The following is a 26,476-nucleotide window of genomic DNA, read 5'->3' as shown; positions in this document are numbered from 1 at the left end:
GACGCAGACCGGTCGCCGGCATGTCACCCGTCGAGGGCGAGGAGCGTCGTGCCGGTCACAGCTGCTCACGGGTCTCATCGCGGTGGGTGATCCGTCGCACCCGGTCTCCGATATACGAGATGACGAGCGCCGAGGTGGTGCCCACGATCGCGATGCCGCCGATCATCAGACACACCGCGTACACCCGTCCGAGAGTCGTCACCGGGTAGGTGTCGCCGTAGCCGACTGTCGCGATGGTGACGCACGCCCACCAGATCGCCGTGCCGAAGTCGATGATCGTCGCCTCAGGGTCGCCGCGCTCCACCTGCAGGGTGGCGAGCGAGATGAAGTAGACGAAGAGCACCGTGTACGCGAGGGCGAAGGTGATGATCTGCGCCCGGACCGCATCGCCGGTGCGGCGATGGAAATAGGGGAGGCCGCGTGCGAGCTCGACGACGCGGAACGCTCGGAACAGGGGGACGACAACGGACAGGACTTCGACGGGATGGTGCACCAGGAATGCGACGCGGCTCCCGGCCGGGGTGAGCGCCACTCGCACGATGAGGTCGATGACCAATGCGAGCCAGGTGATCGCGATCTCGACCACGAGCACGAGGCGTACCCAGTCTGGAAGGCCAGGCACGAGCACGATCACCGAGTACGCAACGATGAAGCCGAGGCCGAGCACCGTGAGGGGAACGGTCGCAGCGGACTCCCAGCGCTGCAGCGTCTCCCGCGCACCCTGCGGCTCGTCTCGGGCGGTGCCGGTCATGTCGTCGGTCACCGCGACCACCGTCGGACGCGGCGTGAATCCCAGGGGATGCGACGAACGACGCGCCCTTCCCTGGTCGCCGGTGACGGGCGAGCGCCGCGGTCTCCCGATACCCAGCGCAGCCAGAGGGTGTCGTCACTGCCTTCGAGAAGCAGAGTGCGCGCCAGGAGAGTCAGCGGCACAGCCAGCAGAGCGCCGACCGGTCCGAGGATCACGGTCCAGAAAACGACGGCGAAGAAGCTCAGCGTGACGCTGAGCCCGACGGCATCACTGACGAAAGCCGGCTGAACGAACACCTGCAGAACGACGTTGACGACGCAGTACACGATCACCACGCCGAGAAGCAGCGGCCACCCACCCACCGCGAGAGCCAGGATCGCCGGGGGCACGAGTCCGATGACGAATCCGATGTTGGGGATGAAGTTCGTCACGAAGGCCAGGACGGCCCAGAGGACGGGGGCCGGCACTCCCAGCCACCAGAGCGCGAGGCCGTCCAGCGTCGCGACGATGGCGCCGAACACGGTGTTCACCACGTAGTAGCGCCGGATGTTCGTGTTCAGCCGCGATATGCGCGCGATCGTCTCGGCCTTGCGAGCGCCGAACACGGTCGACGCATGCTGGTAGCGTCCGGCATCCACCGCCATCACGACCACGTAGGCGCAGACCAGGAAGAGAGCGACGGCGATGCCGAGGACGGCGCTGCTCACGCCCTGGGCGACGGCGACGAGAGCGGGCACGACGATGCGCGCGGCGTCACCGGAGTCCGAGCTCGGGCCTCCGGTGCCCAGAGCGGCCCAACTGTCGAGCTGCGATGCGACATGCGTGAGATCGCCGCCGGGGGAGAGGTCGCCGAGGAGATCGATGAACTGCACTCCGGCGATCCACACCAAGGCGCCCATCGCGAGCAGCACAGAGTAGGCGAGGAGGATGATCGCCGTCACGCCGAGTCCCCGTGGCCACCCGCGCCGGACGAGAGCGCTGCTCGCCGGGCTGCAGATCACGACGACCACCAGAGCGACCGCGAGCGGCGCGATCACGTCGCGGAGGAGCCATGCTCCCGCCAGTGCGATCGTCGCGCACGCCAGGACCACGAGGACGTGGGTGCCGGCGGCGCGGGGGGTGCTCACGGCACGTCTGCGGGTGATCCGGAAACGCCCGGGAACACCGTCTCCCAGTCGTCTCGCACGCTCACGACGATGTAACCGGCGTCGACGGCGCTCGCGAGAGCCGTCTCGGCACCCGCATCGTACGGAGTGTCCTCGCGGGAGTCGTCGTCATGGTGGATCAGCAGGGCCAGGCCCGGACGGGGGCCACGGCGAGCGAAATCGAGCATCGGCATGTCGCCGTTGGAGTTCCCGGCCGCGAAGAGCGGTCGGCGTCCGATCCTGCTCCAGATCCGCACGGGCTTCTCCGGCCCGTCATCGAAGAACGCCAAGGACGGCGCGTAGCGCACCACCGCCTTCTCCGCGTCGTAGCCGAGCCCGAACGCCGAGCCGATGACGCGTTCCGGCGGTATGCCGTAGTTGCTCTGCGTCATGGGTCGCATGAAATCGCGCTCGCCGCCTGACACGATGTAGCAGGTGAAGCCGTGCTGCTCGAGATACCGGAGGAGCTCCACCATCGGCTGATAGACCGCGTCGGCGTAGCGTCGCTGCAGCACGGGATGTGTCGCGGTCGCGAAGAACTCCGCCACCGACTCGGCGTACTTCTCCACGCTGACGCCATCGGTGAGTCCGCCGAGGGCTTGGAGGATCACGCCCAGATCCGAGTCATCACCCGAATAGTGCTTGTCGATGGCCGCGCCCAGCCACGCGAGATCACCGCTCACAGCTGCGCGGTACGGCTGCTTCTGCGCGAGCTCCGGGTCGAGCTCGGCGGCCACACGCCACTGCTCGACGACGTAGTGGAGCTGCGTCGGCATGGGCTTCTCCGACCAGAGGGTGCCGTCGTTGTCGAACACGGCGATGCGCTCTTCGACGGGAACCGCGTCCGCACCTTCCGTGACCGACAGGACGAAGCGCTCGATCGCGTCGCGCGTCGCACCCTGGTTCCAGGATCGCAGCTGTGCCGGGTCGTCCATCGCGCTCTCGATTCTCTCGATACTGGTGCGTCGTGCGGGCCGTTCGTCGGCCCATCCTGACACCGGCCGAGCGCGCGGTGGAGACCCCGTCACCCGCTTCGGGCGAGGGAGCGCAGCCGTCCTGGGGCCTCAGTCGGCTGCTGCCGTGGGGCTCCACCCGGAGTCCGGCCCGACAGCCGACGAGATCCGTCGACTGATCGTTGCGAGCTGTCGAGCTTGCGCGGCGGTGATCGCATCGAAGACGAGCTGCTGCACGAGAGCGTGGTGGCCGGGCGTCGACCGGGTGACCTTCTCGTGTCCCGCCGCCGTCAGCACTCCGAGCGTGAAGCGCCCGTCATCGGGATCCGCGACGCGACGCACCCAGTCTCTCGATTCGAGACGGGTGATCGCCCGCGAGAGGCGCGAGAGGGTGCAGCTCGCGTACCCGGCGAGCACACTCAGGCGCAGCGATCGTTCGGGCGCCGAGTCGAGAGCGAACAGTATGCCGTGCTCGAAGTGCGTCAGACCGCTGTCGCGTTGCAGCTGCGCGTCGAGTGCCGTCGGCAGTCGTTCGATGAGCGTGGCGACGGATGCCCAGATATCGAGCTGTTCCGTGGTCAGGGGGAGGCGTCCGGCTGCTCTGACATGACCTCAGACTAGGTCATCGTGCCTCGGAGATGGTTATCGGTGAACTTGCCTGAGCAAGCCTCAGGATCTACGGTTAACTTTCCCAAGCAAGTAAACAGACGCGTGTGCGTCGAGGAGAGGAAGCACCATGGATCTGCAGCTGCACGGGAAGACGGCGTTCATCAGCGGCTCGACGCAGGGCATCGGGTTCGCGATCGCCTCCGCGCTCGCCCGCGAAGGCGTGGACGTGACGGTGAACGGACGTGATGAGCAGCGTGTGGATGCGGCGGTCCGGCGACTGCGTGCGGAGCACCCCGGCGCGACGGTCTCGGGACTGGCGGCGGACTTCGCGAGGAGAGAAGAGGTGGAGCGCCTGACGGAGGCCCTGGGCGACGTCGACATTCTCGTCAACAATGTGGGAATCTTCGGCCTTGCCGAGTTCGAGACGATCACAGACGACGACTGGACTCGCTACTTCGAGGTGAACGTCATGAGCGGAGTCCGGCTGTCCCGCCACCTTCTCGCAGGCATGCTCGCGCGGGGGTGGGGCCGTGTCGTCTTCATCAGCAGCGAGTCCGGGGTGAACATTCCCGCCGACATGGTGCACTACGGCACGACGAAGGCCGCGATGGCCGCTCTCGGCAGCGGGCTGGCCAAGCGCACCAGAGGCACCGCCGTGACTGTGAACACGATCCTCGGAGGGCCGACGTATTCGGACGGGGTGGCGGCGAGCGTTGCAGCCGTGGCAGAGGCGCAGTCCCTTCCGACCGAGGTGATGAAAGCCTCCATCATCGGTCAGAACCGTACGACGCTGCTCGAGCGGTTCATCGAGCCCGATGAGATCGCGAGTCTGGTGACCTACATCGCGAGTCCTCGCTCATCGGCTACCAACGGCGCGGCGCTGCGGGCAGAGGGGGGAGTGCTCACCGCGATGCTGTAACCGCGTGCACCTCGAGATCGGAAAAAACCGCACGCCGCGCTTATTGCTAGCTAAGCTAGTAGTCATGGAACGCTACATTCGCCTGCGCTGGGCGGGCCTGGTCTTCATCAGCATCGCCGTCTCGCTGATCATCGTCGACTCGACGATCGTGAATGTGGCGATTCCGGCGATCGTCGACGATCTCGGCATCACCTCCACCGAAGTGCAGTGGGTGCAGGAGGCGTACACGCTGGTGTTCGCCGCGCTGCTGCTCGTGTTCGGCAGCCTCGCGGATCGGTTCGGGCGTCGGCGCGTGATGATCATCGGAGTCCTGGTCTTCGCCGCATCCTCGGTGCTCGCGGCCTTCGCTCCGGACGGCGGGATGCTGATCCTCGCCCGTCTTGCGCAGGGAGTGGGCGGATCGATGATCCTGCCGACCACGCTGTCGATCATCAACGCCACCTTCCGCGGGCGCGAGCGGGGGATCGCCTTCGCGGTGTGGGGGTCGACGATCGGCGGAATGGCCGCTGTGGGACCGCTGCTCGGCGGATGGCTGACGACTGCCTTCTCCTGGCGGTGGGCGTTCGGGATCAACATTCCGCTGGGCATCATCATCGTCATCGGCGTGCTGCTCACGGTGGCGGAGTCGCGCAGCGACCGGACGTCGAAGATCGATGTGGTCGGGGCGATCCTCTCGGTCATCACCATGGCCAGCCTCGTGTTCGGCCTCATCGAGGGGCGCACGTACGGCTGGTGGCTCGTCGACCAACGTCCGCAGATCGGCGACTGGGCCTGGCCGCTCGATGTCTCTCCGATCCCCTTCGCCTTCGCGCTGGCGATCGTGGCACTCGTCGCGTTCATCGGATGGGGTGTGCATCGCGAGCGGCAGGGCAGGTCCACGCTGCTTGCTCTGCGTTTGTTCTCCATCCCCTCGTTCCGCAACGGCAACATCGCGGCGACAGTCGTGTCGCTGGGAGAGTTCGGCATCATCCTCGCGCTGCCCCTGTGGCTGCAGTTCGTCCTCGGCTTCGATGCGCTGCAGACCGGACTCCTGCTGCTCGCGCTCGCCCTCGGATCCTTCGTCGCGAGCGGTGCCGCGGGGGCGGCCAGCGGAAAGATCGCTCCGGTGTGGGTCGTCCGTGCGGGCCTCATCGCCGAGATCATCGGCGTCGCCGGAGTCGGCTTCGTCATCGCCCCCGATGCGTCGTGGGTGCCGCTGATCCCGTTCCTCTTCGTCTACGGCCTCGGTGTCGGCCTCGCCACCGCTCAGCTGACCGGCGTCGTGCTCGCCGATGTGCCGGTCGACGACAGCGGCGCGGCTTCGGGCACGCAGTCGACGTCGCGACAGCTCGGTGCAGCGCTCGGGGTCGCAGTGCTCGGCACCGTGCTGTTCACGAGCACAGCCGGGATCCTCGCGTCATCACTCGACGCTCGGGGACTCCCGGCCGAGCAGCGCGATCAGATCGTGTCGGCGGTCGTCGACAGTGCGGGCGGAGCGATCAGCGGACTGGAGGCGCAGCCCGAGACGGCTGACATCGCCGACGACGCCAAGGCCGCGTTCTCCGACGGCACGCGTTTCGCGGCGTGGACGGCGGCAGGGTTCCTGTCCCTCGGTCTCCTGTCGACGATCTCCCTCGGAGCGACCGCCAAGACCCGACGTGAGGACCAGCCCGACGCGACGTCGGCCGCCTGATTCCGTCAAGTATCGGGGCTACTCGATGTCTCACATCGTGTAGCCGACGACGCCGGCCGGGATGAACGCCATCGGCTTTCGTCAGCTCGTTCTCGATGCCTGTGATCCGGCCGGTGTCCTCGGAGATGAGGAGGGTGTTCTCGTAGGACGTCCCCTCATCGCTCACCCGGAGCCCGACCACGTCTCGGCCGAGCCGGTCGTGCGACTCACCCAGCACCGTGAGCCCGCGCGCATCGACGAGCATGTCGATCAGAGTAGCGTGCTGCTCGTCCGTCAGAGTCCAGTAGCTCGATAGCTGGCCGATGGCGACCAGGAGGTCTCCCGACGAGCTTCTGTTCCGGCGTCAAGAGCCTCTGCTCCGAAGTCGGTCTCGCTAGCCCTCATCGACGGTCACCGCATTGCCCCACACCCAGCACCGGAACGTCCGGTCGCCTGCCCGGAACTCGATGCCTGCGGCCAACGGTGTCGACCGCGCGAGCTTCGCATCGACCCGCACCGCTTCGGGCCCGAAGCGCACCCACGCGCGGACCGCACGATACGGCTGCGGATAGATCGTGACGGGCTGTTCCCGGAGCGCCAGCTCGCGCTCCGTCAGGGATTGAAGCGCGCCGGCGCGCGCTGCGGTGAGGATGGTCTGATGCTGAGAGCGCATGTCGTAGTGGGCTGCCAGGCGCTTGCTCGTGCCCATGCCGGCTCCCTTCTCCGGCCCAGTGACAACGGTAGCAAGATTCGAAGATTTGTTCTATTCTCGACTCATGCGACCAGCTCCTGCTCATCTGCCTGCGACTATATGGATGGTCGACGACATCCCGTCGCGAATGGTCTTCGCCGGGCGTCGGTGGAAGGTCTCCGACACGCCCACGCGACTGCGGGACTCGATCTGGTCAGCGGCGCCGGAGTCGGAGCGAGGGTTGTACGGATGGCGGTTCCAGGGCACGGATGACGAGGGGCACTCCCTGGTGTTCGACGTCTTCCGGGGTGAGGACGGCTGGCATGTGCACCACAGCTACGACTAGGGGTCAGGCGGACGGAATCCTTGTCCCGGCTCGGTCGGTGCGCGCTATCGTGTGGGCATGACGGACTCCGGCGCGACACTCCTCGCCGCGATAATCGCGGCCGGCGTGGCAGGAGTCGGACTGATCTGGTCTGTCGTCAGCTTCATGCTGACGAGGCGGACCCAGCGAGCCACGGATGCTCGTCAGGAGTGGTCGCGGCGATTCGAGCACGCGCATGAGCTCGCGTTCAGCTCCGACCTCAAGGAGGCGGCGAGTGGGCTCACGCTCATCGAGGCGCTCGCGCGTGAGCGGTGGGTCACGGACGAAGATCGGGCGACCGCGGTGAGCATCCTCTCGTCTCTCACGAGGGTGGCTGAGGCGCCGGCGGCGCAGCTGCGCGCGACGATCCTTGCGGAGGTCAGGAACCCGGCGGTCGCCGCTGCGCTCGGCAGAGTGGCGCCAGGGCCGAAGGGCCGGTTCGAGGTCTACCGCGACGCGTCCGGAGACTACCGATGGCGCCTCAAGAGCGCGGGAGGCCACTACCTGGCCGTCAGTGAGGGGCACTCCAGCGAGGCTGCCGCGATGAGCTCGCTCGAACTGGCCCGTCGTGAACTCGGCAGAGAGCCACCGGAGTAAGTGGGCCGCGAGCGCGACGAGAAAGGCCGCCTGGAACCAGGCGGCCTTTCTCGTTGTCTCGGACTCCGCGTGCGAATTCCATTCATGCAGCGCGTGACCCGTGTGTGCCCCCGACAGGAGTCGAACCTGCGACCTACGGTACCGGAAACCGGCGCTCTATCCACTGAGCTACGGAGGCGTACCGATCGACAATATCACTGCTCGGGAGTGGTCTCCGACCCACCGGCCTCGGTCACCGGCGCGTCGCCCAGTTCGCCGAGCGCTGCGGCCAGCTTCTCGGCGAGGTAGCGGTGGCCGTCGGTCGACGGATGCTTGCGGCCGATCTCGACGTCGATGACCGACAGGTAGTTCTGGTCGGTGATCCAGTTCTGTGCGACGGGGGAGATGAACCACCATCCGCGAGCGGCCGCGAGCTCACCGAGATCGGCGTCGATGCGCGCGGTCTCAGCGCCCACGGGAAGTTCGTGCGGCGCCGGCCCCAGAATGACGATCGACGCCTGCGGATACTTCGCAGCCATGGCATCCCACGCGGCGGTGACGGCCTCGCGGTATCCGGCCTCGCCCTGCGCCCGGTCGTTGATCGACCCCTGGAGGATGATCAGGTCGGGAGTGAGTGTCGGGTCCAGAGCGGCGATGCGCACACCGAAGGCCGGGCCATCGAGTCCGGGCTTGAGGTACCCGCTGCCGCGGACTCCGTCGACGATCGTCTGTCCGTCGATCAGGTCGGCGAGCTGATAGGCGTATCCGAGGGTCGGCTCGGTCGCGGCCGAGCCGTAGGTCCAGGAGTCGCCGAACACGAGAACGGTCGGATGCTCCGGAAGAAGAAGGGGAACCGGCGCGATCGCGACCGATTCGTCCGCTGCCGCCGCAGCACCGACGGGTGCCGAAGACGGCATCGGAACCCAGGGCCGCCACACGCCGAGGACGACTGCCGCGACCGCCAGGATCACTGCGACGGCGAGGCCCGCGACGGGCAGACGATAGCGGGCGGATGCGGCCTTCATGGCATGACTGTAGATCACGAATCCGCCCTCGCAAATTCGGGCGCGTGACGCGCCGTAAACTGGGAGGCCTATGAACCCTGAATCGCTCGCCACAGCCCTCCTCGCCGTCCTCGCACCGATCGCCGAGGAACGACGTCCTGGCGAGCCGTTCTCGCTGTCCGCGTCGGACATCGTGTTCGAACGTCCGCGCAACCGCGACCACGGCGACTGGGCCTCGAACATCGCGATGCGCCTGGCGAAGCCGTTCGGCACGAACCCGCGCGAGCTGGCGCAGCAGATCGCCGACGGCCTCGCGCAGGTGGATGGCGTGCAGACCGCCGAGGTCGCAGGGCCGGGCTTCATCAACATCCGCCTCGACGCGGCTGCCGCCGGCGCGCTGGCGAAGCTCATCGTCGAAGCCGGCACCGAGTACGGGCGCAACGACACGCAGGCCGGTCACAGCATCAACATCGAGTTCGTGAGCGCGAACCCGACCGGGCCGCTGCACATCGGCCACACTCGCTGGGCGGCGCTCGGCGATGCGATCGCCCGGGTGCTCGCAGCCTCCGGCGCGAAGGTCGCGAGGGAGTACTACATCAACGACGCCGGAGTGCAGATGGAGCGCTTCGCGAATTCGGTGCTGGCCGCCGTCAAGGGCGAACCAACTCCCGAGGGCGGGTACGCCGGCAGCTACATCGGCGATCTGGCCGCTCGTGTTCTCGTGGCGCGTCCGGACCTGCTCGAGCTCTCCGGTGACGAGCAGGCGGTCGTCACGCGGGAGCTCGCCTACGGGTTCCAGCTGGAGGAGCAGAAGCAGTCGCTCTCGAAGTTCAACGTCGACTTCGACGTGTGGTTCTCGGAGCGCACGCTGCACGCCAAGGACGCGGACGGCGTCAGCTTCGTCGATCGCGCCGTCGACCGCCTGCGCGAGCAGGGACACGTGTTCGACGACGAGGGTGCAGTGTGGGTGCGCACCACCGACTTCGGTGACGACAAGGATCGCGTGATCCGTCGCTCCAACGGCGAGTACACGTACTTCGCCGCCGACGCCGCGTACTACCTGAACAAGGGTGACCGCGGCTTCGAGTACAAGCTGTACCTTCTCGGAGCCGACCACCACGGCTACGTCCACCGCCTCAAGGCGATCGCCGGCGCCGCCGGGGAAGACCCCGAGAAAAACGTCGAGGTGCTGATCGGTCAGCTGGTCTCGGTCGGGGGAGCGCGGCTGAGCAAGCGTGCGGGCAACATCATCGAGATGGACGATCTGCGCGAATGGCTCGGCACCGATGCGCTGCGCTACTCGCTCGAGCGCTCGCCTGCTGACTCGCCGCTCGCTCTCGATCCTGAGCTACTGCAGAAGCGCACGAACGACAACCCGGTGTTCTACGTGCAGTATGCGCATGCCCGCACGCACAACGTGGCCCGCAATGCCGCCGATTCGGGTGTGGATCGCTCGGAGTTCGCGCCCGAGACGCTCACGCATGAGACCGAGAGCGCTCTGCTCGGCGCTCTGCAGGAGTTCCCGCGCATCGTGGCGTTCGCGGCCGAGGTGCGCGAGCCGCACCGCGTCGCGCGCTACCTCGAGGAGCTCGCCGGCCTGTACCACCGCTGGTACGACAACTGCCGCGTGATCCCGCAGGGCGACGACCCCATCGAGACCGTGCACCGCACGCGTCTGTGGCTCAATGACGCCGCAGGGCAGGTCTTCCGCAACGGCCTCGACCTGCTCGGCGTGTCCGCTCCCGAGCGCATGTGACCTCTGCCGTCGTCCGTGCCGTAGGGCAGGATGGCAGCATGAGCGACGACAATCACACCCTTCCTTACCCGTCCGCGGATTCCGAGCATCCGACGCTCGTGATCCCGGGTGGGAAGGACGGCGGGGATGCGGGTGCCACGCCGCCGAAGCGCGCGCGCAAGCGCTGGCCCTGGGTGCTGCTGATCGTCGTGGTCGTTCTCGCTGTTCTCGCCGTCGCTGCGGAGCTCATTGCGCGCGCTGTCCTGCCCGGCATCGTGCGGGGCATGGTGATCGAGCAGCTCGACCTGCCGGCCGACCAGAAGCTCGCCGTCGAGGCCGACGGCATCCTGATCCCGCAGCTGATCGGCGGAACGCTGGACACCCTGCATCTCTCGACCGACTCGGTCACGCTGGAGGGGATCACGGGCGCCGTCGACGTCACCGCCACGGGCGTGCCGCTGCGCGGCGGTGACCTCGCATCCGCATCCGGCACGATCCGCATCGACGAGTCCCAGTTCACGTCCCTGCTCTCGAACACCGAGCTGCCGATCGACACGGTCACGCTCGAATCGCCGAACGCGACGGTCGCGGGTTCGGTGAGCGTTCTCGGCCTCGCCATCCCGGTATCGCTCACGGTGACCCCGGGGGTGGCCGAGGGAGATCTCGAGCTCACTCCTGTCGGCCTCACCGTCGGCGGACTCGAGGTCGACGCGGATCAGGTCGGCTCGAGTCTCGGTGCTCTGGGGGAGCAGCTCACTCAGACGCAGCGCATCTGCATCGCGGACCAGCTTCCCGCCGGCATCACCCTCACGGGCCTCCAGATCGACGGATCGGAGGCTGTGATCGACGTCGACGTCGACGGTGCGATCGCGACCGATCAGACCCTGCTCGGAAAGGGCACCTGCCCCTGAGACGGGCTCAGTCCTCGTCGGTTCCGAGACGGGCCTCGCGCTCGGCCTTCTGCGCCTCCCGAAGCTCGGACGTCGCCAGCGCGACCTCCGCTTCGGCGCGCTGCACACGTCGCTGGGGGAAGGTCGTCGCGCCGAACCGCGCGTGCACCCGGTCCTTGCGTTCCTCCTCCGACGTGACGATGTAGGCGCACGCGATCAGGATGACCTGGGTCGACAGATTGAGCCAGATGAGCAGCGCCAGCAGGGTGGCGAAGGAGGCGAGGAGAGGGTTGCTCGTCGCGCCGCCGATGAACAGGCCGGACAGCTCCTGCAGCACGAGCAGCCCGACTCCGCCGATGAGGGACCCGATCCAGAGCGAGCGGGCTGCGGGGCGCAGCCCGGAGAGCAGACGGAACACCCCGGCGATGAGCACCGTGTCGAGTGCCAGCACGACGACCAGGGAGACGATCCGGATGCTCCAGGATGCAGCGGGCGAATCCTCGGGAATGCCGAGCAGACCGCTGATCCAGGTGATCCCGAGCCGACCGGCGAATGTGACGGCCGCTGCGGCGACGAACAGCACGGCGACGCCGGCCGCGAGCAGCAGGTTGCGGAGCATGACCCAGATGAACAGCACGTCGGCATGCGCGGTTCCGGCGAGGACGCGCACCGCGGTGCGCAGCGATCCGACGGCGCCGAGCGCCGAGCCGATCAGCGCGACCGTCGAGATGGCGCCCGCGACGGAGAGCGAGATCGGCTCCTTGAGATCGTCGGGGTTGACGACGCCGTCTTCGCCGATGAGACCGGGCACCACGGACTGCACGGCGGAGATGATCGCGTTCCAGGCGTCGGGATTGCCGGCGAGCCAGAGGGCGGCGATCGAGAACCCCAGGAGCACGGCGGCGAAGACGCTGAACAGAGCGCGGTATGTCACGCTGTCGGCGAGCATCGGGCCCCGCCGCTCGGAGTAGAGCAGGAACGCGCGGACCGGGCGCCGTGTCAGAGCCCAGCGGATCGCCGACGCGCTGACGCGCGCGATCAGGCCGGGGCGTCGGGCATCGGGTGCTGCGGATTCGGTGCTCATCTCCACCACCTTAGGAGTCGGTGGGATGTGTCCGCAGGGGGTTGACGCCGGGCGTCACCATGACTGATGCGGCATGCTCGGTGCCCTAGAATCGGGGGCAACCTCGCAGTGCGCGCATCCGCCCGAGACCCGTCCCACGATTGGTGTTCCTTGCTTTCCCCTGCCGACTCGCTCGCCCCGGAATGGCTCGTCGTGCCCGACAACGCGAATGATCTTCCCACCGCCGTGTGGCCGGCGTCCGCCGTCCGCGGTGACGACGGAGCGCTGCGGCTCGCGGGGATCTCCGCCACCGATCTCGCGGAGTCGTACGGCACGCCGCTGCTCGTGATCGACGAGGACGAGGTGCGATCTCGGGCCCGCGCATTCCGCTCGTCCTTCGACGCGGCCGCCGCCGCCCACGGCACGACTGCGCGGGTGTATTACGCCGGCAAGGCGCTGCTGACCACGACGATCGCGCGCTGGGTGACCGAAGAGGGACTCAACGTCGACGTGTGCACCGGTGGTGAACTCGAGGTCGCACTCGCGGCCGGCGTCTCTCCGTCGTCGCTGGGGTTCCACGGGAACAATAAGTCGGTCGCCGAGCTCGAGCGCGCGGTCGAGGTGGGCATCGGCACGATCATCGTCGACAGCGCGATCGAGATCGAGCGTCTCGCGGCGATCACCGCCAGGACCGGCGCTGTGCAGCGGGTGCTGGTGCGGGTCATCAGCGGCGTGCACGCCGAGACTCACGACTTCCTCGCGACGGCCCACGAAGACCAGAAGTTCGGCTTCCCGCTGCCCGAGGCCGAGCAGGCCGTCGCGCGCATCAGGGAGATTCCGGGAATCGAGTTCGCCGGCCTTCACTGCCACATCGGATCGCAGATCTTCGGCGTCGCGGGCTTCCGCGAGTCGGCGTCGCGCGTGCTCGAGCTCCATGCGACTCTCCTCGAGGGCGGACCGGTTCCGCAGCTCAACCTCGGCGGAGGGTTCGGAATCGCCTACACGAGCGTCGACGACCCGACGCCGATCGAGACCCTCGCGGGCGAGATCGTCGCCGCCGTCGCCGAAGGCTGCGCCGCGCGAGGCATCGCCGTGCCCACGCTGTCGTTCGAGCCGGGCAGGGCCATCGTCGGCACCGCCGGAGTGACGCTCTACGAGGTCGGGACGACCAAGGACGTCGCGCTCGATTCGGGCGCGACCCGGCGCTACATCAGCGTCGACGGCGGAATGAGCGACAACGCCAGGACGGCGCTGTACGACGCGCAGTTCTCGGCTCGACTCGCCGCCCGGATCGGCATCGGCTCGCCGCAGCTCAGCAGGGTCGTGGGCAAGCACTGCGAGTCCGGCGACATCGTCGTCGACCATGAGTACCTTCCGGCCGACGTCTCTCCCGGCGATCTGCTCGCGGTCCCCTCGACCGGTGCGTACTGTGCGCCGCTCGCGAGCAACTACAACCATGTCCCTCGCCCTCCGATCGTCGCTGTGAGCGACGGCCGATCGGCGGTCATCGTCCGCGGTGAGACGATCGCCGACGTGCTGTCTCGCGACGTCGGTGTCGCGGCCCCCGAGAGCCACGGGTGATCCGCGCGACGAACGACGCGGTCCCCGACGAAGCACGACTGAACCACCCTCCTAAGGAGAGATGCAATGACGACTGAGTATCGACGACTTCGGGTGGCGCTCCTCGGCGCCGGAGCGGTCGGCTCCCAGGTGGCCGCCCTGCTGCTGCGCCACGGCGATGAGCTCGCCGACCGGGCCGGTGCCACGCTGGAGCTCGCCGGCATCGCGGTGCGCAACCTCGATGCGCCGCGCGAGACCGATCTGCCGAAAGAGCTGTTCACGACCGATGCCGAATCGCTGATTCTCGGCTCCGACATCGTGATCGAGCTGATCGGCGGCATCGAGCCCGCCCGCACGAGCATCCTGCAGGCGATCGGCTCCGGTGCCGACGTCGTGACCGCCAACAAGGCGCTGCTGGCCACTCACGGCCCCGAGCTCTTCGAAGCGGCCGACCGCGTGGGCGCATCCGTCTACTATGAGGCCGCCGCCGCCGGTGCCATCCCGATCATCCGCCCGCTGCGCGACTCTCTCGCCGGTGACCGCGTGGTGCGCATCATGGGAATCGTGAACGGCACGACCAACTACATCCTCGACCGCATGGACACCGAGGGCGCCGACTTCGCCGATGTGCTCGCCGACGCGCAGCGTCTCGGATACGCCGAGGCCGACCCGACCGCCGACGTCGAGGGATACGACGCCGCGCAGAAGGCCGCGATCCTCGCGAGCCTCGCCTTCCACACGGCTGTTCCGCTCGACGCCGTGTACCGCGAGGGCATCACGACCATCACCGCGTCGATGATCGATGAGGCGCGCGCAGCCGGCTTCGTCATCAAGCTGCTCGCCGTGTGCGAGCGCATCGAGGCCAACGGCACCGAGTCGATCTCGGTGCGCGTCTACCCGGCCCTCGTGCCGACGTCGCACCCTCTCGCGTCGGTGCACGGCGCCAACAACGCCGTGTTCGTCGAGGCCGAGGCTGCGGGCTCGCTCATGTTCTACGGCGCAGGCGCCGGTGGCGTGCAGACCGCATCCGCCGTGCTCGGAGACGTCGTGTCGGCGGCTCGACGCCATATCGCCGGCGGCGTCGGCGTGGGGGAGTCCACCAGGGCCAACCTCCCGGTGGTGCCGATCGGTCATGTCACCACCCGCTACCAGATCACCCTCGAGGTCTCGGACGCTCCCGGTGTGCTCGCGACCGTCGCCGGCATCCTCAGCGACGGATCGGTCTCCGTCGCGACCGTGGTGCAGACGGTCGAAGGAGAGGACGAGCCCACCGCTCGTCTCGTCATCGGCACGCACCGGGCCACGGACGCCGCGCTCAGCGCCACGGTCGACGCACTCGCCGCCAGTTCTGTCGTCGAGCGGGTCGTCTCGGTGCTCCGCGTGGAAGGCGAGTGACGATGGCGGCAGGGCGCACGGTCGAGGTGACCGTGCCGGCGACCAGCGCCAACCTCGGTCCCGGATTCGACACGCTCGGACTCGCGCTCAGCGTCTACGACACGCTTCTCGTGACCGAGCTCGCCGCCGGCGAGCTCGAGATCGAGGTCTCGGGTTCCGGCGCGAGCGAGATCCCTCGTGACGACTCGAACCTGATCGTCCGCACGATCGCTCACGTGTACGCCGACGTCGATCGCGCCGTCCCGGGCCTGCGCATCGTCGCGGAGAACGGGGTGCCCCACGGGCGCGGACTCGGGTCCTCCGGCGCGGCGGTCGCGGCGGGGATCCTCGCGGCGAAGGGCCTGCTCGAGGGCGACGTCGAGATCGACGACGCCGACATGCTGCGCCTCGCCACCGAGATCGAAGGGCACCCCGACAACGTGGCTCCCGCGCTGTTCGGCGGTCTGACGATCGCCTGGGTCGGCGAACGAGGTCCCCAGCACAAGAAGCTCCTCGTGCACCGCGGCGTCTCGCCGCTCGTGCTCGTTCCGTCGTACACGATGTCGACGTCGAAGGCGCGATCGCTGCAGCCGCCGCAGGTGTCGACGGCCGATGCGGTCTTCAACGTCTCGCGCTCGGCGCTGCTCATCGCCGCGCTGATGCAGAGCCCGGAGCTGCTGCTCGACGCGACCGCCGACCGACTGCATCAGGACTACCGCGCCGAGGCGATGCCCGAGACGCAGCGCCTCGTCCAGACGCTCCGTGCGGCAGGTTTCGCCGCCGTGGTGTCCGGCGCCGGACCCAGCGTGCTGGTTCTCGCAGACGGCCCCGGAAGTCGTCAGGACGCCGTGGAACTCGCGGAATCGACGACCGACACCCCGTGGGACGCGCTGCTGCTCGCGGTCGACGTGCGTGGTGGTACAGTGGGGAATCGAGCGGAGGGCTCCACGTAACTGCGTGAATCTGGCCCCATTGCAACTCTGCAAGACCCGCACGCAAAACCCCTGTCGCACTGCTCTCACCGAGAACCTCGTTCTTTCCGAGAACCCAGTGCAGAGGCTGGCTGACGCCGAGCGTCAGCCCGTGCGATCGCGCGCAGCACCCGTTGTGCGCGTGCCGCTCATGTCCCCGAGACCAAAGAGGGAGTACTCGTGGAGAATTTCTCCGAGACCCAGAACGACCAGGCGGCACCCGCCGCCGAGGCTGCGGCGAAGGCCGCGAGCTCCGACGCCGCGACGACCGCCGCGACCGAGGTCGCACCGGCCCGCAAGCGCGCTCCGCGCCGTGCGAGCACCGCGACCGCCGCCGCGAAGGCTGAGAAGGCCGAGAAGGCCGCAGCATCCACCGACAGCGCACCGGCCACCGAGGCTCCCGCAGCCGAGGCACCCGCCGCCGACGCGGCACCCAAGGCGAAGGCCCCTCGCCGCAGCCGTGCGAAGAAGGCTGACGCAGAGAACGCTGAGTCTCCTGCGGCGACCGCCGAGGCTCCTGCAGCCTCCGCGCCGGCACCCGCCGAATCCACCGAGGCTCCCGCAGCGAAGACCGCAGAGTCCAACGGCTCCGCGGACGCCGGTTCCGCAGAGGCGGGTTCTGCCGACGAGCCGAAGAAGACCACCGGTCGCGGACGCCGCACGGCGAAGAAGCCTGCTGCCGAGGCCGAGACTCCCGCAGCCGAGAAGCCCGCTGACGCCGCACCGGCCGAGGCAGCACCCGCGGCGGACTCCTCCTCTGATTCCGGCGACGGCGAGGAGCAGGGCGGTCGCAACCGCAACCGCAACCGCAGCCGTAACCGCGGACGCGGCCAGAACGGCAACGGCCAGGGCGGCGAGCAGCAGCCCCAGCAGCAGCAGCCGCAGACGGCACCCGCCGAAGACGAGGGCGGCAACGGCCGCAACCGTCAGCGCAACAAGCGCCGCGGCGGCGCGCCGACGGACGAGTTCGACACCGAGATCGGCGAGGACGACGTCCTCGTCCCGATCGCCGGAATCCTCGACGTGCTCGACAACTACGCCTTCGTCCGCACGACCGGATACCTCGCCGGCCCCAGCGACGTCTACGTGTCGCTCGGACAGGTCAAGAAGTACAACCTCCGCAAGGGCGACGCGATCGTCGGCTCGATCAAGCAGCCCCGCGAGGGCGAGCAGCAGGGCCGCCAGAAGTACAACGCGCTGGTGAAGGTCGACTCGATCAACGGCCTGTCGATCGACGACGCCGCGACCCGTGTGGAGTTCGGCAAGCTCACGCCGCTCTACCCGCAGGAGCGTCTGCGCCTCGAGACGGCGCCCGAGAAGCTCACACAGCGCATCATCGATCTCGTGGCCCCGATCGGCAAGGGACAGCGCGGCCTCATCGTCGCGCCGCCCAAGGCCGGCAAGACGATCGTCCTGCAGCAGATCGCCAACGCGATCGCGCAGAACAACCCCGAGGTCCACCTCATGGTCGTGCTCGTCGACGAGCGTCCCGAAGAGGTCACCGACATGGAGCGCACGGTGAAGGGCGAGGTCATCGCCTCGACCTTCGACCGTCCGGCAGAAGACCACACCACGGTCGCCGAGCTCGCCATCGAGCGCGCCAAGCGTCTCGTCGAGCTGGGCCGCGACGTCGTCGTGCTGCTCGACTCGATCACCCGCCTCGGCCGTGCGTACAACCTCGCTGCTCCGGCATCCGGACGGGTGCTCTCGGGTGGCGTCGACGCCTCGGCGCTGTACCCGCCCAAGCGCTTCTTCGGTGCTGCGCGCAACATCGAGAACGGCGGATCCCTGACGATCCTCGCCACGGCGCTGGTCGAGACCGGCTCCAAGATGGACGAGGTGATCTTCGAGGAGTTCAAGGGCACCGGCAACAGCGAACTGCGCCTGTCGCGCCAGCTCGCCGACAAGCGCATCTTCCCGGCCGTTGACGTCAACGCGTCGAGCACCCGCCGCGAAGAGATGCTGCTGTCGACCGACGAGGTCAAGATCACCTGGAAGCTGCGTCGCGCCCTTGCAGGCCTCGACCAGCAGCAGGCGCTCGAGGTTGTCCTGGGCAAGCTCAGGGAGACCCACTCGAACGTCGAGTTCCTCGTGCAGATGCAGAAGTCGATTCCGACGCTCCCCTCGGGTGCGCACGGACACGACAACAACATCCGCTGAGCGGAGCCGGGGTGTTCGAGTCCGTCCAGACTCTGATCGACGAGCATCGCCGGGTGCAGGAGGAGCTCTCCGACCCGGCGGTGCACGCCGATGCTGCTCGGGCGAAGCGCGTCAACCGTCGCTACGCCGAGCTGTCGCGGATCGTCGCCGCCTATGAGGCGTGGGCGGCGGCATCCGATGACCTCGACGCCGCGAGGGAGCTCGCCCGCGAGGACGAGGCGTTCGCCGCTGAGATCCCGACCCTCGAAGAGGGGGTGCAGTCATCGCAGGAGAAGCTGCGCCGACTGCTCATCCCACGCGATCCCGATGACGCGCGCGACGTCATCATGGAGATCAAGGCGGGGGAGGGCGGCGCCGAGTCGGCGCTGTTCGCCGCGGATCTGCTGCGCATGTACATCCAGTACGCAGCCTCCAAGGGCTGGAAGACCGAGCTCCTCGAGCGCAACGAATCCGATCTCGGCGGCTACAAGGACGTCCAGGTCGCGATCAAGGGATCGTCCACGGACCCCGCCCAGGGCGTCTGGGCGCACCTGAAATACGAAGGCGGCGTGCACCGCGTGCAGCGCGTGCCCGCGACCGAGTCGCAGGGGCGGATCCACACCTCGACCACCGGAGTGCTGGTGTTCCCCGAGGTCGACGAGCCCGACGAGATCGCGATCAATCAGAACGACCTGAAGATCGATGTCTTCCGGTCCTCGGGCCCGGGCGGACAGTCCGTCAACACGACCGACTCGGCGGTGCGCATCACACACGTGCCCAGTGGAATCGTCGTGTCGATGCAGAACGAGAAGTCGCAGCTGCAGAACCGTGAGGCCGCGATGCGCGTGCTCCGGGCGCGACTGCTGGCGAAGCAGCAGGAGGAGCTGGATGCCGCGGCATCCGATGCGCGCAAGTCGCAGATCCGCGGCATGGATCGGTCCGAGCGCATCCGCACCTACAACTTCCCCGAGAACCGCATCGCCGACCACCGCACGGGATTCAAGGCCTACAACCTCGATCAGGTGATGGACGGCGCTCTCGAGCCGATCATCGAGAGTGCGATCCAGGCCGACGAAGAGGCTCGACTCGCCGCGGTGGGCTCCGACTCCTGAGGTGACGCCGCTGAGCTGCGGCGCGGGTCAGGAGCGGGCCGCGTACCGGTGCTCCGGCCGTCCGGTCGCCCCGTAGCGCAGGCGGACCTCCACGACCGTCCGAGCAGCGAGAGCCGCGAGGTGGCGCTGCGCGGTGGCGCGCGAGATCCCGACGCGCTCTCCGACTTCTGCGGCCGACGCCTCGCCGTCGCCGAGAGCGGCGAGCACCAGCTGCTCGGTCGCGGATCGCGAGACAGACACCGGTTCTCCGGATCCGTGGAGGATCGCCAGGGCGCGATCGGTGTCCTCCTGGCGAAGGGGACGATCTCCGGCGAGCAGGTTGCGGTACCGCGCGTAGCGCTCGAGCAGACCGACGAGCGCCCGACGATCGAACGGCTTCAGCAGGTACCCGACGGCGCCCGATCTGAGCGCGCGTCGAATCGTCGGCGCGTCGTCGGCGGCCGAGATGAGGATCGCGTCCACGCCGCTCTCACGCACGAGGGCGATGCCGTCGCCGTCCGGGAGGAAGACATCCGCCAGGAGGAGGTCAGGGCGTGATGAGCGGATGCCGTCCCGTGCCTCGGCGAGGGTGCGGACGGGCTCCAGTGCCGAGAATCCGGGCTGGTCGTCGATGATGCTCCGGTGCAGTCGTCCGACGCGGAAGTCGTCGTCGAGGATCAGCACCCGCAGGGGATCGTTCATCGGTTCTCCTCAGTCGTCGATGTGTCGGTGACGGCGCCACCGAGTCGAGCGGCGAACACGGCACCGTGCTCCTCGCCTCCTGCGTCGATGATCCAGAGATCGCCGCCGCGGCGGCGCGCGATGTCTCGAGCCAACGGGATGCCGAGCCCGCGGCCGTGCACGCGGTCTGTGTCGTCGTCGCGCGGCTGACTCGGAGCCATCGGGTCGATCCCCGCGAGGCCCGGTCCCGAGTCTGCGACCGTGACGACGAGCGCGTCGCCGTCTCCGAGCACCGCGACCTCGACCCAGCGGGGAGTCCGCGCTCCGGCGACGGCGGCGGTCACCGCGTTGTCGACGAGGTTGCCCACGACGGCGGCGACGTCCTCCGGTTCTGCCACGCTGCCGATCATCTGGCTCTCGTCCGCGACGCGCAGGGAGACGCCGCGTTCACCGGCCTCGATCCCCTTGGCGCCCAGGAAAGAGTGCAGGAACGGGTCGCTGAGCAGGTCGAGCCCGGCGACGGGGAATGCGACCGAGCCGCGCTCGACGAGCTCGTCGAGGAATCCCCGGGCATCGTCGATCCTGGCTGCGTCGATGAGCCCCGCGACCACGTGCATCCGGTTCGCGAACTCGTGACGCTGCACGCGCAGGGCGGCGGTCACGGCTTGCACGGTCTCCAGTCGCTCCGTCAGAGCGATGAGGTCGGTGCGGTCACGGATGATCAGCACATGTCCGAGCGGCCTCCCGTCGCGGATCACCGGACGGGAATCGAGGTAGAGCACGCGGTGGTCCACGATGGTGCTCGATGTCGTGGGCGCTCCCGTCGCGGTCTCGACGACAGCGGTCGGCAGCGAGAGCTCCGCCAGCGGTCGTCCCACAGCGGCGTCGAGACCGAGCATCCGATCGGCCGCATCATTGCTCACCCGCACGATCCCTGCCGTGTCGACGGCCAGGACGCCGTCATCCACGCCATTCAGCACTGCTGTCTGGTTCTGCACGAGCGCCACGAGCTCCTCGGGCTGCACGCCGAGCGTCAGGCGCTCCCAGCGACGGCGCAGCAGCAGGAACGCGAGGAGAGCCAGCGCCAGGGCACCGGCGGCGGTGATGCCGATCACCGCGAGCAGCGGAGGCAGGTCATCGAAGACGCCTGTGCGCTCGAATCCGACGCTGACCTCGCCGACGGGGATCCCCGCATCGTCGAGCACGGGGACCTTGGCGCGAGCCGACTCGCCGAGGGTTCCGGTCTGCCAGTCGACCACCTCGTTCCCGGCGAGCACCTCCTCGAAGGGTGTGCTCACCATCTGGCCGATGCGTGAACTGGTGGGATGGGCGAGGCGGATGCCGTCCTCATCGGCGATGACGACGAACAGTGCACCGGTGCGGTCAGAGACGTCCGCTGCAAGGCGCGCGAGCTCGCCCTTCCTGAGCTCGTCCGGGTCCGGCGCCTCTTCGGCGGCCGAGATTCGTGCGACCTCGTCGCGGACCTGCGGGTCCTCGGCGAGGGTCCGGGCGATGCCGAGGGCGGTGGACTCGGCTTCGGTGCGAAGCTGCTGCACGGCGAGTAGGAGGTACACGCCGGTGCACATCACGACGACAAGGGCGACCGTGGCGAGATGCAGCAGCAGCGTGCGGGTCGCGAACCGAGGTCGCGTCGTCGTCGTCGACACCGTGGTCCTTCCCTCTCTGCTCCCGCGCAATATGCGCAGAACCCACGCTACGCGCACAACATCCGAGAATGCGGCATACCGCGCTCTGCGGGGAGGGATTGCCTAGTCTCGTCAGGATCCGTCGCAGTCGACGGAGCTTCGACGAAGGAGTCACAGCATGCTCGATGCACTCACCGGCCTGTCCACGGCCGCAGAAGAGGCGCCGACCTACGACGTCGCGTTCGTGCCGCCCGAATGGGTTCTGGTCCTCCTGGGATTCACCATGGTGCTGGCCTTCATGACGCTGATCATGACGAAGCGACTGACGCCCATGGTGGCACTGATCCTCGTGCCGACCGTGTTCGGGCTGTTCGCCGGTGCGGGGCTCGGCATGGGCGACATGATCCTCGATTCGATCGCCACGATGGCCCCGACCGCAGCGCTGCTGATGTTCGCGATCATGTTCTTCGGCATCATGATCGACGTCGGCCTGTTCGATCCGCTGATCCGGGTGATCACGCGTGTTCTCGGTGATGACCCGGCGAAGGTCGTGCTGGGAACCGCGATCCTCGCGGGAGCCGTCTCGCTCGACGGCGACGGCTCGACGACGTTCATCATCACGACGTCGGCGATGCTGCCGATCTACCTCCGTCTCGGCATGAGTCCGGTCGTCCTCACGTGCGTCGCCGGCTTGATGAACGGCACTCTGAACATCGTTCCCTGGGGCGGGCCGACGGTGCGCGCGGCGACCGCTCTGGGACTGCAGCCGACGGACATCTTCGTCCCCATGCTGCCGGCTCTCGGCGTCGGCATCGTCGTGACGCTGGGCTTCGCCTGGATGCTCGGGCTAGGGGAGCGCCGCCGACTCGGGCGCCTCGACTCCGAAGGGCTGCTCACGGGTTCCGACGGCGGTGCTCTTTCTACAGTGCCGAAGATCTTCCGCGGTGCCGGACCGAAGCCCGGCGCCCGTGCAGCGCTCCGCACCGGCAACATCGTCGTCGTCGCCGGTGGGCGAGGGCCCGTCGCCGCGGCCAGCGTCGACCCGGCCGACACCGCCATGGCGGACACCATGCTCGACCCCGCGCGCCCGACGCTGAGGCCGCGACTGATCTGGTTCAACCTCGCGCTCACCGTCGCCGTCATGGTGCTGCTCGTTCTCGACATCATGCCGCTCCCGTACGTGTTCATGGTCGGTGCCGCCGTCGCGCTGCTGGTCAACTTCCGAGGGATCAAGGAGCAGGCGTCGGAGATCGTGGCCCATGCGCCCAGCATCGTCGGTGTCGTCTCGATGGTGATCGCGGCCGGAGTCCTGGTCGGCGTCCTGACCGGCACCGGGATGGTCGATGCGATGGCGACCTGGATCACCGACGTGCTTCCGCCTGCGCTCGGCCCCTTCCTCGCACCCATCACCGGTGTTCTGTCGATCCCGTTCACGTTCTTCATGTCGAACGACGCCTTCTACTTCGGCATCCTGCCGGTGCTGTCGCAGAGCGCGGCGACGTTCGGCATCGACCCCGTCGAGATGGCGAGGGCATCGATCATCGGTCAGCCGGTCCACCTGCAGAGCCCGCTCGTGCCGGCGATCCTGCTGCTCGTCTCGCTCGCCAGCGTCAACCTGGGCGATCACCACAGGAAGGTGCTGTGGCGCGCGGTGATCGTGTCGCTCGTGATGCTCGCCGTCGGCATCCTGTCGGGCGCGATCCCCTTCTTCGTCGCCCAGTGAGAGCGATAGGCTCAGCGCGTGATCACCTTCCTCTTCCGCGCGCTGATGTACGTCATCTCGGCCGGTCTCGGTCTCATCGTGGCCGACCTCGCGCTCGAGGGGTTCCAGATCCAGTGGGACCAGTGGTGGGGGTTCGTGCTCTGCATCCTGATCTTCGCCGTGTTGCAGAGCGTGCTCTCACCATGGGTCAGCAAGATCGCGGATCGCTATGCACCGGTCCTGATGGGCGGCATCGGCATCTTCTCGACGCTCATCGCCCTCGTGGTCGTCGTCCTGCTGCCGATCGGCGGGCTGCGCATCGTCGATCTCGTGGGCTGGCTGCTCGGATCGGTGATCGTCTGGCTGATCACGGCGCTCGGCAGCGTGCTGCTGCCACTGATCTTCCTTCGCAAGAAGGTCGACAAGGCGAGGTCTCGCCGCGGGGCGGCCTGACAGCGCGGGCGCCTCAGATCGAGTAGTCGGGTGCGGTGAGCACCGCTCGGGTGTCCTCGCCCATGACCCGTGCGCGGGGCTTGGCCGGCACGCCGACGAGGATGCTGTCCGCCGGAGCGTCGCGCGTGACCACGGCATTCGCTCCGACCACGGAGCCCTCGCCGATCGTGATCGGTCCGAGGATCTTCGCGCCTGCTCCCACGGCCACGCCGTCGCCGAGCGTCGGATGCCGCTTGCCTGAGTCACGCGTGCGGCCGCCGAGAGTGACCCCGTGATACAGCATCACATCGTCGCCGACCTCTGCCGTCTCGCCGATGACCACGCCCATGCCATGGTCGATGAAGAAGCGTCGACCGATCCGCGCGCCGGGGTGGATCTCGATCCCGGTGAGCCATCGCGACACCTGTGATGTCGCACGGGCGAGCAGCCGCAGCCGGCGGCGCCACAGCGCGTGCGAGACCCGATGTGCCCAGATCGCGTGCATCCCCGGATACAGCAGTGCCACCTCGGCGCCGCTGCGCGCGGCGGGGTCGCGAAGTCGGGCTGCCGCGATGTCCTCGCGCATTCGGCCGATCATGTCCATCGGGAGTTCAGGCCTCGCGCAGATCCTCGTAGAGCGCGGTCGAGAGGTAACGCTCGCCGAACGAGGGGATGATGACGACGATCGTCTTCCCCGCAGCCTCCGGGCGCTGGGCGACCTGCAGAGCGGCCCAGATCGCGGCTCCGCTCGACATGCCCACGAGGATGCCCTCGCGGCTCGCGGTCTCGCGCGCGACACGGATGGCATCGTCGAACGTGACGTCGATGACCTCGTCGAGGACATCACGATCGAGGATGGGAGGCACGAAGTTCGGTCCGATGCCCTGGATCTTGTGCGGCCCGGGGTGTCCCTCGGTGAGGATGGGCGAATCCTTGGGTTCGACGGCGACGATCTTCACGCCGGGGACGCGCTCCTTCAGGACCTGACCGACGCCCGTGATGGTTCCGCCCGTGCCGATGCCGGCGACGAGGTAGTCGACGGAGCCCTCCGTGTCGCGGAGGATCTCCTCGGCCGTCGTGCGGCGGTGGATCGCGGGGTTCGCCTCGTTGGCGAACTGCTTCGCGAGAATGGCACCCGGAGTGCGGGCGGCGATCGCCTCCGCCTCGGCGATCGCGTTCGTCATGCCCTTCGTGGGGTCCGTGAGGATGAGTTCGGCGCCGAACGCCTTGAGAAGGAGGCGCCGCTCCTTGGACATCGACGCGGGCATCGTGAGGATCACCTTGTACCCACGTGCGGCGCCGACCATCGCCAGCGCGATACCGGTGTTGCCGCTGGTCGCCTCCACGATCGTGCCTCCGGGCTTCAGCTCGCCCGAGGCCTCCGCAGCGTCGACGATGGCGATGCCGAGCCGGTCTTTGACGCTCGAGGCCGGGTTGTAGAACTCGAGCTTGGCGAGAACTGTCGCGCCGAGGCCCTCGGTGACCCGGTTCAGACGAACCAGGGGAGTGTTGCCGAAAGCGGAGGTGATGTCGGAGTGGATACCGGGCATGGGGAGAGCCTTCCTGTGCGGGGGACTGCGCACTCCAGCCTAGGCGAGAGCCCTAGGGGGGTGGGCAATATGACACCTGCCGCGCTCTACGCTTGATCCATGTCCGATCTCTCCCTCGCCTCCGCCGTGCATGCGGCGGCCCGACAGCTCGCAGACGCCGGCGTCACGGATCCTCTCGTCGACGCGGAGCTGCTCGCCGGTCACGTCCTCGGCGCGCGGCGTGGTGAGGTGCAGGCATCGATCATCCGCGGTGATGCGGTGGAGGAGGCGGACGCCGAGGCGTTGCGGGCTCTGGTCGCCCGTCGTGCGAGCAGGGAGCCGTTGCAGCACATCACCGGAACGGCGCCGTTCCGCCACCTCGAGCTCGCGGTCGGGCCCGGAGTCTTCGTCCCGCGACCTGAGACCGAGACGGTCGTGCAGTACGCGATCGACGCGCTCCTCGGGTCCGCGCTTCCCGACCCGATCGGCATCGATCTCGGCACCGGCAGCGGGGCGATAGCACTCGCCATGGCCACCGAGGTGCCCCATGCGCGCATCTTCGCCGCCGAGCTCTCGCCCGACGCGTATCCGTGGGCGGCTCGGAACACGGCGGGGGTGGCCAACCTCACGCTCGTGAACGACGACCTGGCGCACGCGTTCGCGGAGCTCGACGGCACTGCCTCCGTCGTGATCTCGAACCCGCCGTACGTTCCGGACGCCGCGGTGCCTCGTGACCCTGAGGTTCGGCTCTTCGATCCGTCGATGGCGCTGTACGGGGGAGAAGACGGGCTCGACATCGTGCGTGTGCTCAGTGTCCGTGCGCTCGAGCTGCTGCATCCGGGTGGGCTGCTGGTGATCGAGCACGGGGAGCTCCAGGGCGAGGAGATCCGCAGCATCCTCACGCGCGACGGCTGGCGTGCCGCCGCGACGCACCGCGACCTCACCTTGCGAGACCGCGCGACGACCGCTCTGCGTCCCTGACGCGCAGACACGAACCGCA

At 68.4% G+C, this 26,476-nt stretch carries 25 protein-coding genes and 1 tRNA gene; 14 read left to right on the top strand and 12 right to left on the bottom strand.

Translation table 11 applies throughout. The features are described 5' to 3' along the window. Positions 1-55: 55 nt before the first annotated feature. From ACZZZF_RS04845 to ACZZZF_RS04830, 4 genes are all read right to left on the bottom strand, one after another. Positions 56-763 (bottom strand): potassium channel family protein, encoded by a 708-nt coding sequence (locus tag ACZZZF_RS04845; RefSeq protein WP_463497313.1) that lies wholly within the window; start codon positions 761-763, stop codon positions 56-58. Further along, positions 760-1,878: an AI-2E family transporter gene (locus ACZZZF_RS04840; protein ID WP_463497310.1), complete on the bottom strand. Its 1,119-nt coding sequence runs from the start codon at positions 1,876-1,878 to the stop codon at positions 760-762. The genes ACZZZF_RS04845 and ACZZZF_RS04840 overlap by 4 nt, the downstream gene beginning before the upstream one ends. After that, positions 1,875-2,831, bottom strand: coding sequence for an HAD family hydrolase (locus ACZZZF_RS04835; protein ID WP_400340834.1), 957 nt, complete (start codon positions 2,829-2,831; stop codon positions 1,875-1,877). The genes ACZZZF_RS04840 and ACZZZF_RS04835 overlap by 4 nt, the downstream gene beginning before the upstream one ends. A gap of 129 nt (positions 2,832-2,960) precedes the next feature. Next, the gene (locus tag ACZZZF_RS04830) at positions 2,961-3,335 is read right to left on the bottom strand and encodes a MarR family winged helix-turn-helix transcriptional regulator (protein WP_463499913.1); all 375 of its coding nucleotides are present in this window, start codon (positions 3,333-3,335) and stop codon (positions 2,961-2,963) included. A gap of 250 nt (positions 3,336-3,585) precedes the next feature. Here ACZZZF_RS04830 and ACZZZF_RS04825 point away from each other — a divergent pair, with 250 nt between their 5' ends. After that, positions 3,586-4,377, top strand: a complete 792-nt coding sequence (locus ACZZZF_RS04825; protein ID WP_463497308.1) for an SDR family NAD(P)-dependent oxidoreductase — start codon at positions 3,586-3,588, stop codon at positions 4,375-4,377. Between the two features lie 64 nt (positions 4,378-4,441). After that, a complete protein-coding gene (locus ACZZZF_RS04820; RefSeq protein ID WP_463497306.1) occupies positions 4,442-6,049 on the top strand; it encodes a DHA2 family efflux MFS transporter permease subunit in 1,608 nt (535 codons plus the stop codon). A 373-nt stretch (positions 6,050-6,422) separates the two neighbouring features. Here the strand turns inward: ACZZZF_RS04820 and ACZZZF_RS04815 are convergent, their stop codons facing one another. Continuing rightward, a complete protein-coding gene (locus ACZZZF_RS04815) occupies positions 6,423-6,737 on the bottom strand; it encodes a hypothetical protein (protein ID WP_072591100.1) in 315 nt (104 codons plus the stop codon). Between the two features lie 106 nt (positions 6,738-6,843). Between ACZZZF_RS04815 and ACZZZF_RS04810 the strand changes: the two genes are divergently transcribed. Together ACZZZF_RS04810 and ACZZZF_RS04805 are read left to right on the top strand one after the other, a co-directional pair. Further along, positions 6,844-7,065 carry a hypothetical protein gene (locus ACZZZF_RS04810; protein WP_230100619.1) on the top strand — a complete coding sequence of 74 codons (222 nt, stop codon included), beginning with the start codon at positions 6,844-6,846 and terminating at the stop codon, positions 7,063-7,065. A gap of 57 nt (positions 7,066-7,122) precedes the next feature. After that, positions 7,123-7,680, top strand: coding sequence for a YegP family protein (locus ACZZZF_RS04805; protein ID WP_463497304.1), 558 nt, complete (start codon positions 7,123-7,125; stop codon positions 7,678-7,680). Between the two features lie 105 nt (positions 7,681-7,785). On the opposite strand, the gene ACZZZF_RS04800 is transcribed toward ACZZZF_RS04805, so the two are convergent. Together ACZZZF_RS04800 and ACZZZF_RS04795 are read right to left on the bottom strand one after the other, a co-directional pair. Continuing rightward, a tRNA-Arg gene (locus tag ACZZZF_RS04800) sits at positions 7,786-7,858 on the bottom strand. Between the two features lie 16 nt (positions 7,859-7,874). Then, positions 7,875-8,684 (bottom strand): SGNH/GDSL hydrolase family protein, encoded by an 810-nt coding sequence (locus tag ACZZZF_RS04795; protein ID WP_463497301.1) that lies wholly within the window; start codon positions 8,682-8,684, stop codon positions 7,875-7,877. Positions 8,685-8,754: 70 nt separating this feature from the next. On the opposite strand from ACZZZF_RS04795, the gene argS reads away from it, so the two are divergent. Further along, positions 8,755-10,419, top strand: a complete 1,665-nt coding sequence (gene argS, locus ACZZZF_RS04790; RefSeq protein ID WP_463497298.1) for an arginine--tRNA ligase — start codon at positions 8,755-8,757, stop codon at positions 10,417-10,419. A gap of 38 nt (positions 10,420-10,457) precedes the next feature. After that, positions 10,458-11,309, top strand: a complete 852-nt coding sequence (locus tag ACZZZF_RS04785; RefSeq protein ID WP_463497296.1) for a DUF2993 domain-containing protein — start codon at positions 10,458-10,460, stop codon at positions 11,307-11,309. Positions 11,310-11,316: 7 nt separating this feature from the next. On the opposite strand, the gene ACZZZF_RS04780 is transcribed toward ACZZZF_RS04785, so the two are convergent. Beyond that, the gene (locus tag ACZZZF_RS04780; protein WP_053095743.1) at positions 11,317-12,372 is read right to left on the bottom strand and encodes a YihY/virulence factor BrkB family protein; all 1,056 of its coding nucleotides are present in this window, start codon (positions 12,370-12,372) and stop codon (positions 11,317-11,319) included. A gap of 150 nt (positions 12,373-12,522) precedes the next feature. Here ACZZZF_RS04780 and lysA point away from each other — a divergent pair, with 150 nt between their 5' ends. The 5 genes from lysA (at position 12,523) to prfA (ending at position 19,507) form a co-directional block, all read left to right on the top strand. Next, positions 12,523-13,932, top strand: coding sequence for a diaminopimelate decarboxylase (gene lysA, locus ACZZZF_RS04775; RefSeq protein WP_463497293.1), 1,410 nt, complete (start codon positions 12,523-12,525; stop codon positions 13,930-13,932). A gap of 66 nt (positions 13,933-13,998) precedes the next feature. Then, positions 13,999-15,306, top strand: coding sequence for a homoserine dehydrogenase (locus tag ACZZZF_RS04770; protein WP_053095745.1), 1,308 nt, complete (start codon positions 13,999-14,001; stop codon positions 15,304-15,306). A 2-nt stretch (positions 15,307-15,308) separates the two neighbouring features. Continuing rightward, positions 15,309-16,238, top strand: coding sequence for a homoserine kinase (gene thrB, locus ACZZZF_RS04765; RefSeq protein ID WP_072591107.1), 930 nt, complete (start codon positions 15,309-15,311; stop codon positions 16,236-16,238). A gap of 198 nt (positions 16,239-16,436) precedes the next feature. Then, positions 16,437-18,416, top strand: coding sequence for a transcription termination factor Rho (gene rho / locus ACZZZF_RS04760; RefSeq protein ID WP_463497290.1), 1,980 nt, complete (start codon positions 16,437-16,439; stop codon positions 18,414-18,416). Between the two features lie 11 nt (positions 18,417-18,427). Beyond that, positions 18,428-19,507, top strand: coding sequence for a peptide chain release factor 1 (gene prfA / locus ACZZZF_RS04755; protein WP_053095748.1), 1,080 nt, complete (start codon positions 18,428-18,430; stop codon positions 19,505-19,507). A gap of 27 nt (positions 19,508-19,534) precedes the next feature. On the opposite strand, the gene ACZZZF_RS04750 is transcribed toward prfA, so the two are convergent. Together ACZZZF_RS04750 and ACZZZF_RS04745 are read right to left on the bottom strand one after the other, a co-directional pair. Then, complete coding sequence (locus ACZZZF_RS04750; protein WP_056278385.1) at positions 19,535-20,188, bottom strand: response regulator; 654 nt, start codon at positions 20,186-20,188, stop codon at positions 19,535-19,537. Continuing rightward, complete coding sequence (locus ACZZZF_RS04745; RefSeq protein WP_463497287.1) at positions 20,185-21,834, bottom strand: sensor histidine kinase; 1,650 nt, start codon at positions 21,832-21,834, stop codon at positions 20,185-20,187. Before ACZZZF_RS04745 ends, ACZZZF_RS04750 begins: the two co-directional genes overlap by 4 nt. A 157-nt stretch (positions 21,835-21,991) precedes the next feature. Between ACZZZF_RS04745 and ACZZZF_RS04740 the strand changes: the two genes are divergently transcribed. Beyond that, entirely contained in the window at positions 21,992-23,536 is a 1,545-nt protein-coding gene (locus tag ACZZZF_RS04740) for a CitMHS family transporter (protein WP_320488019.1), read from the top strand. 18 nt (positions 23,537-23,554) lie between these two features. Continuing rightward, complete coding sequence (locus tag ACZZZF_RS04735; RefSeq protein WP_463497284.1) at positions 23,555-23,968, top strand: hypothetical protein; 414 nt, start codon at positions 23,555-23,557, stop codon at positions 23,966-23,968. Positions 23,969-23,981: 13 nt separating this feature from the next. Here the strand turns inward: ACZZZF_RS04735 and epsC are convergent, their stop codons facing one another. Beyond that, positions 23,982-24,551 carry a serine O-acetyltransferase EpsC gene (epsC, locus tag ACZZZF_RS04730; protein WP_053095752.1) on the bottom strand — a complete coding sequence of 190 codons (570 nt, stop codon included), beginning with the start codon at positions 24,549-24,551 and terminating at the stop codon, positions 23,982-23,984. Between the two features lie 7 nt (positions 24,552-24,558). Next, complete coding sequence (gene cysK, locus ACZZZF_RS04725) at positions 24,559-25,497, bottom strand: cysteine synthase A (protein ID WP_053095753.1); 939 nt, start codon at positions 25,495-25,497, stop codon at positions 24,559-24,561. 99 nt (positions 25,498-25,596) lie between these two features. Here cysK and prmC point away from each other — a divergent pair, with 99 nt between their 5' ends. After that, on the top strand, positions 25,597-26,457 hold the full coding sequence (gene prmC / locus ACZZZF_RS04720) for a peptide chain release factor N(5)-glutamine methyltransferase (RefSeq protein ID WP_056278391.1): 861 nt from the start codon (positions 25,597-25,599) through the stop codon (positions 26,455-26,457). Positions 26,458-26,476 lie beyond the last annotated feature (19 nt).

It is taken from the genome of Microbacterium sp. AC215, from assembly GCF_979258645.1.
This window is presented reverse-complemented; position numbering and strand designations above follow the sequence as displayed.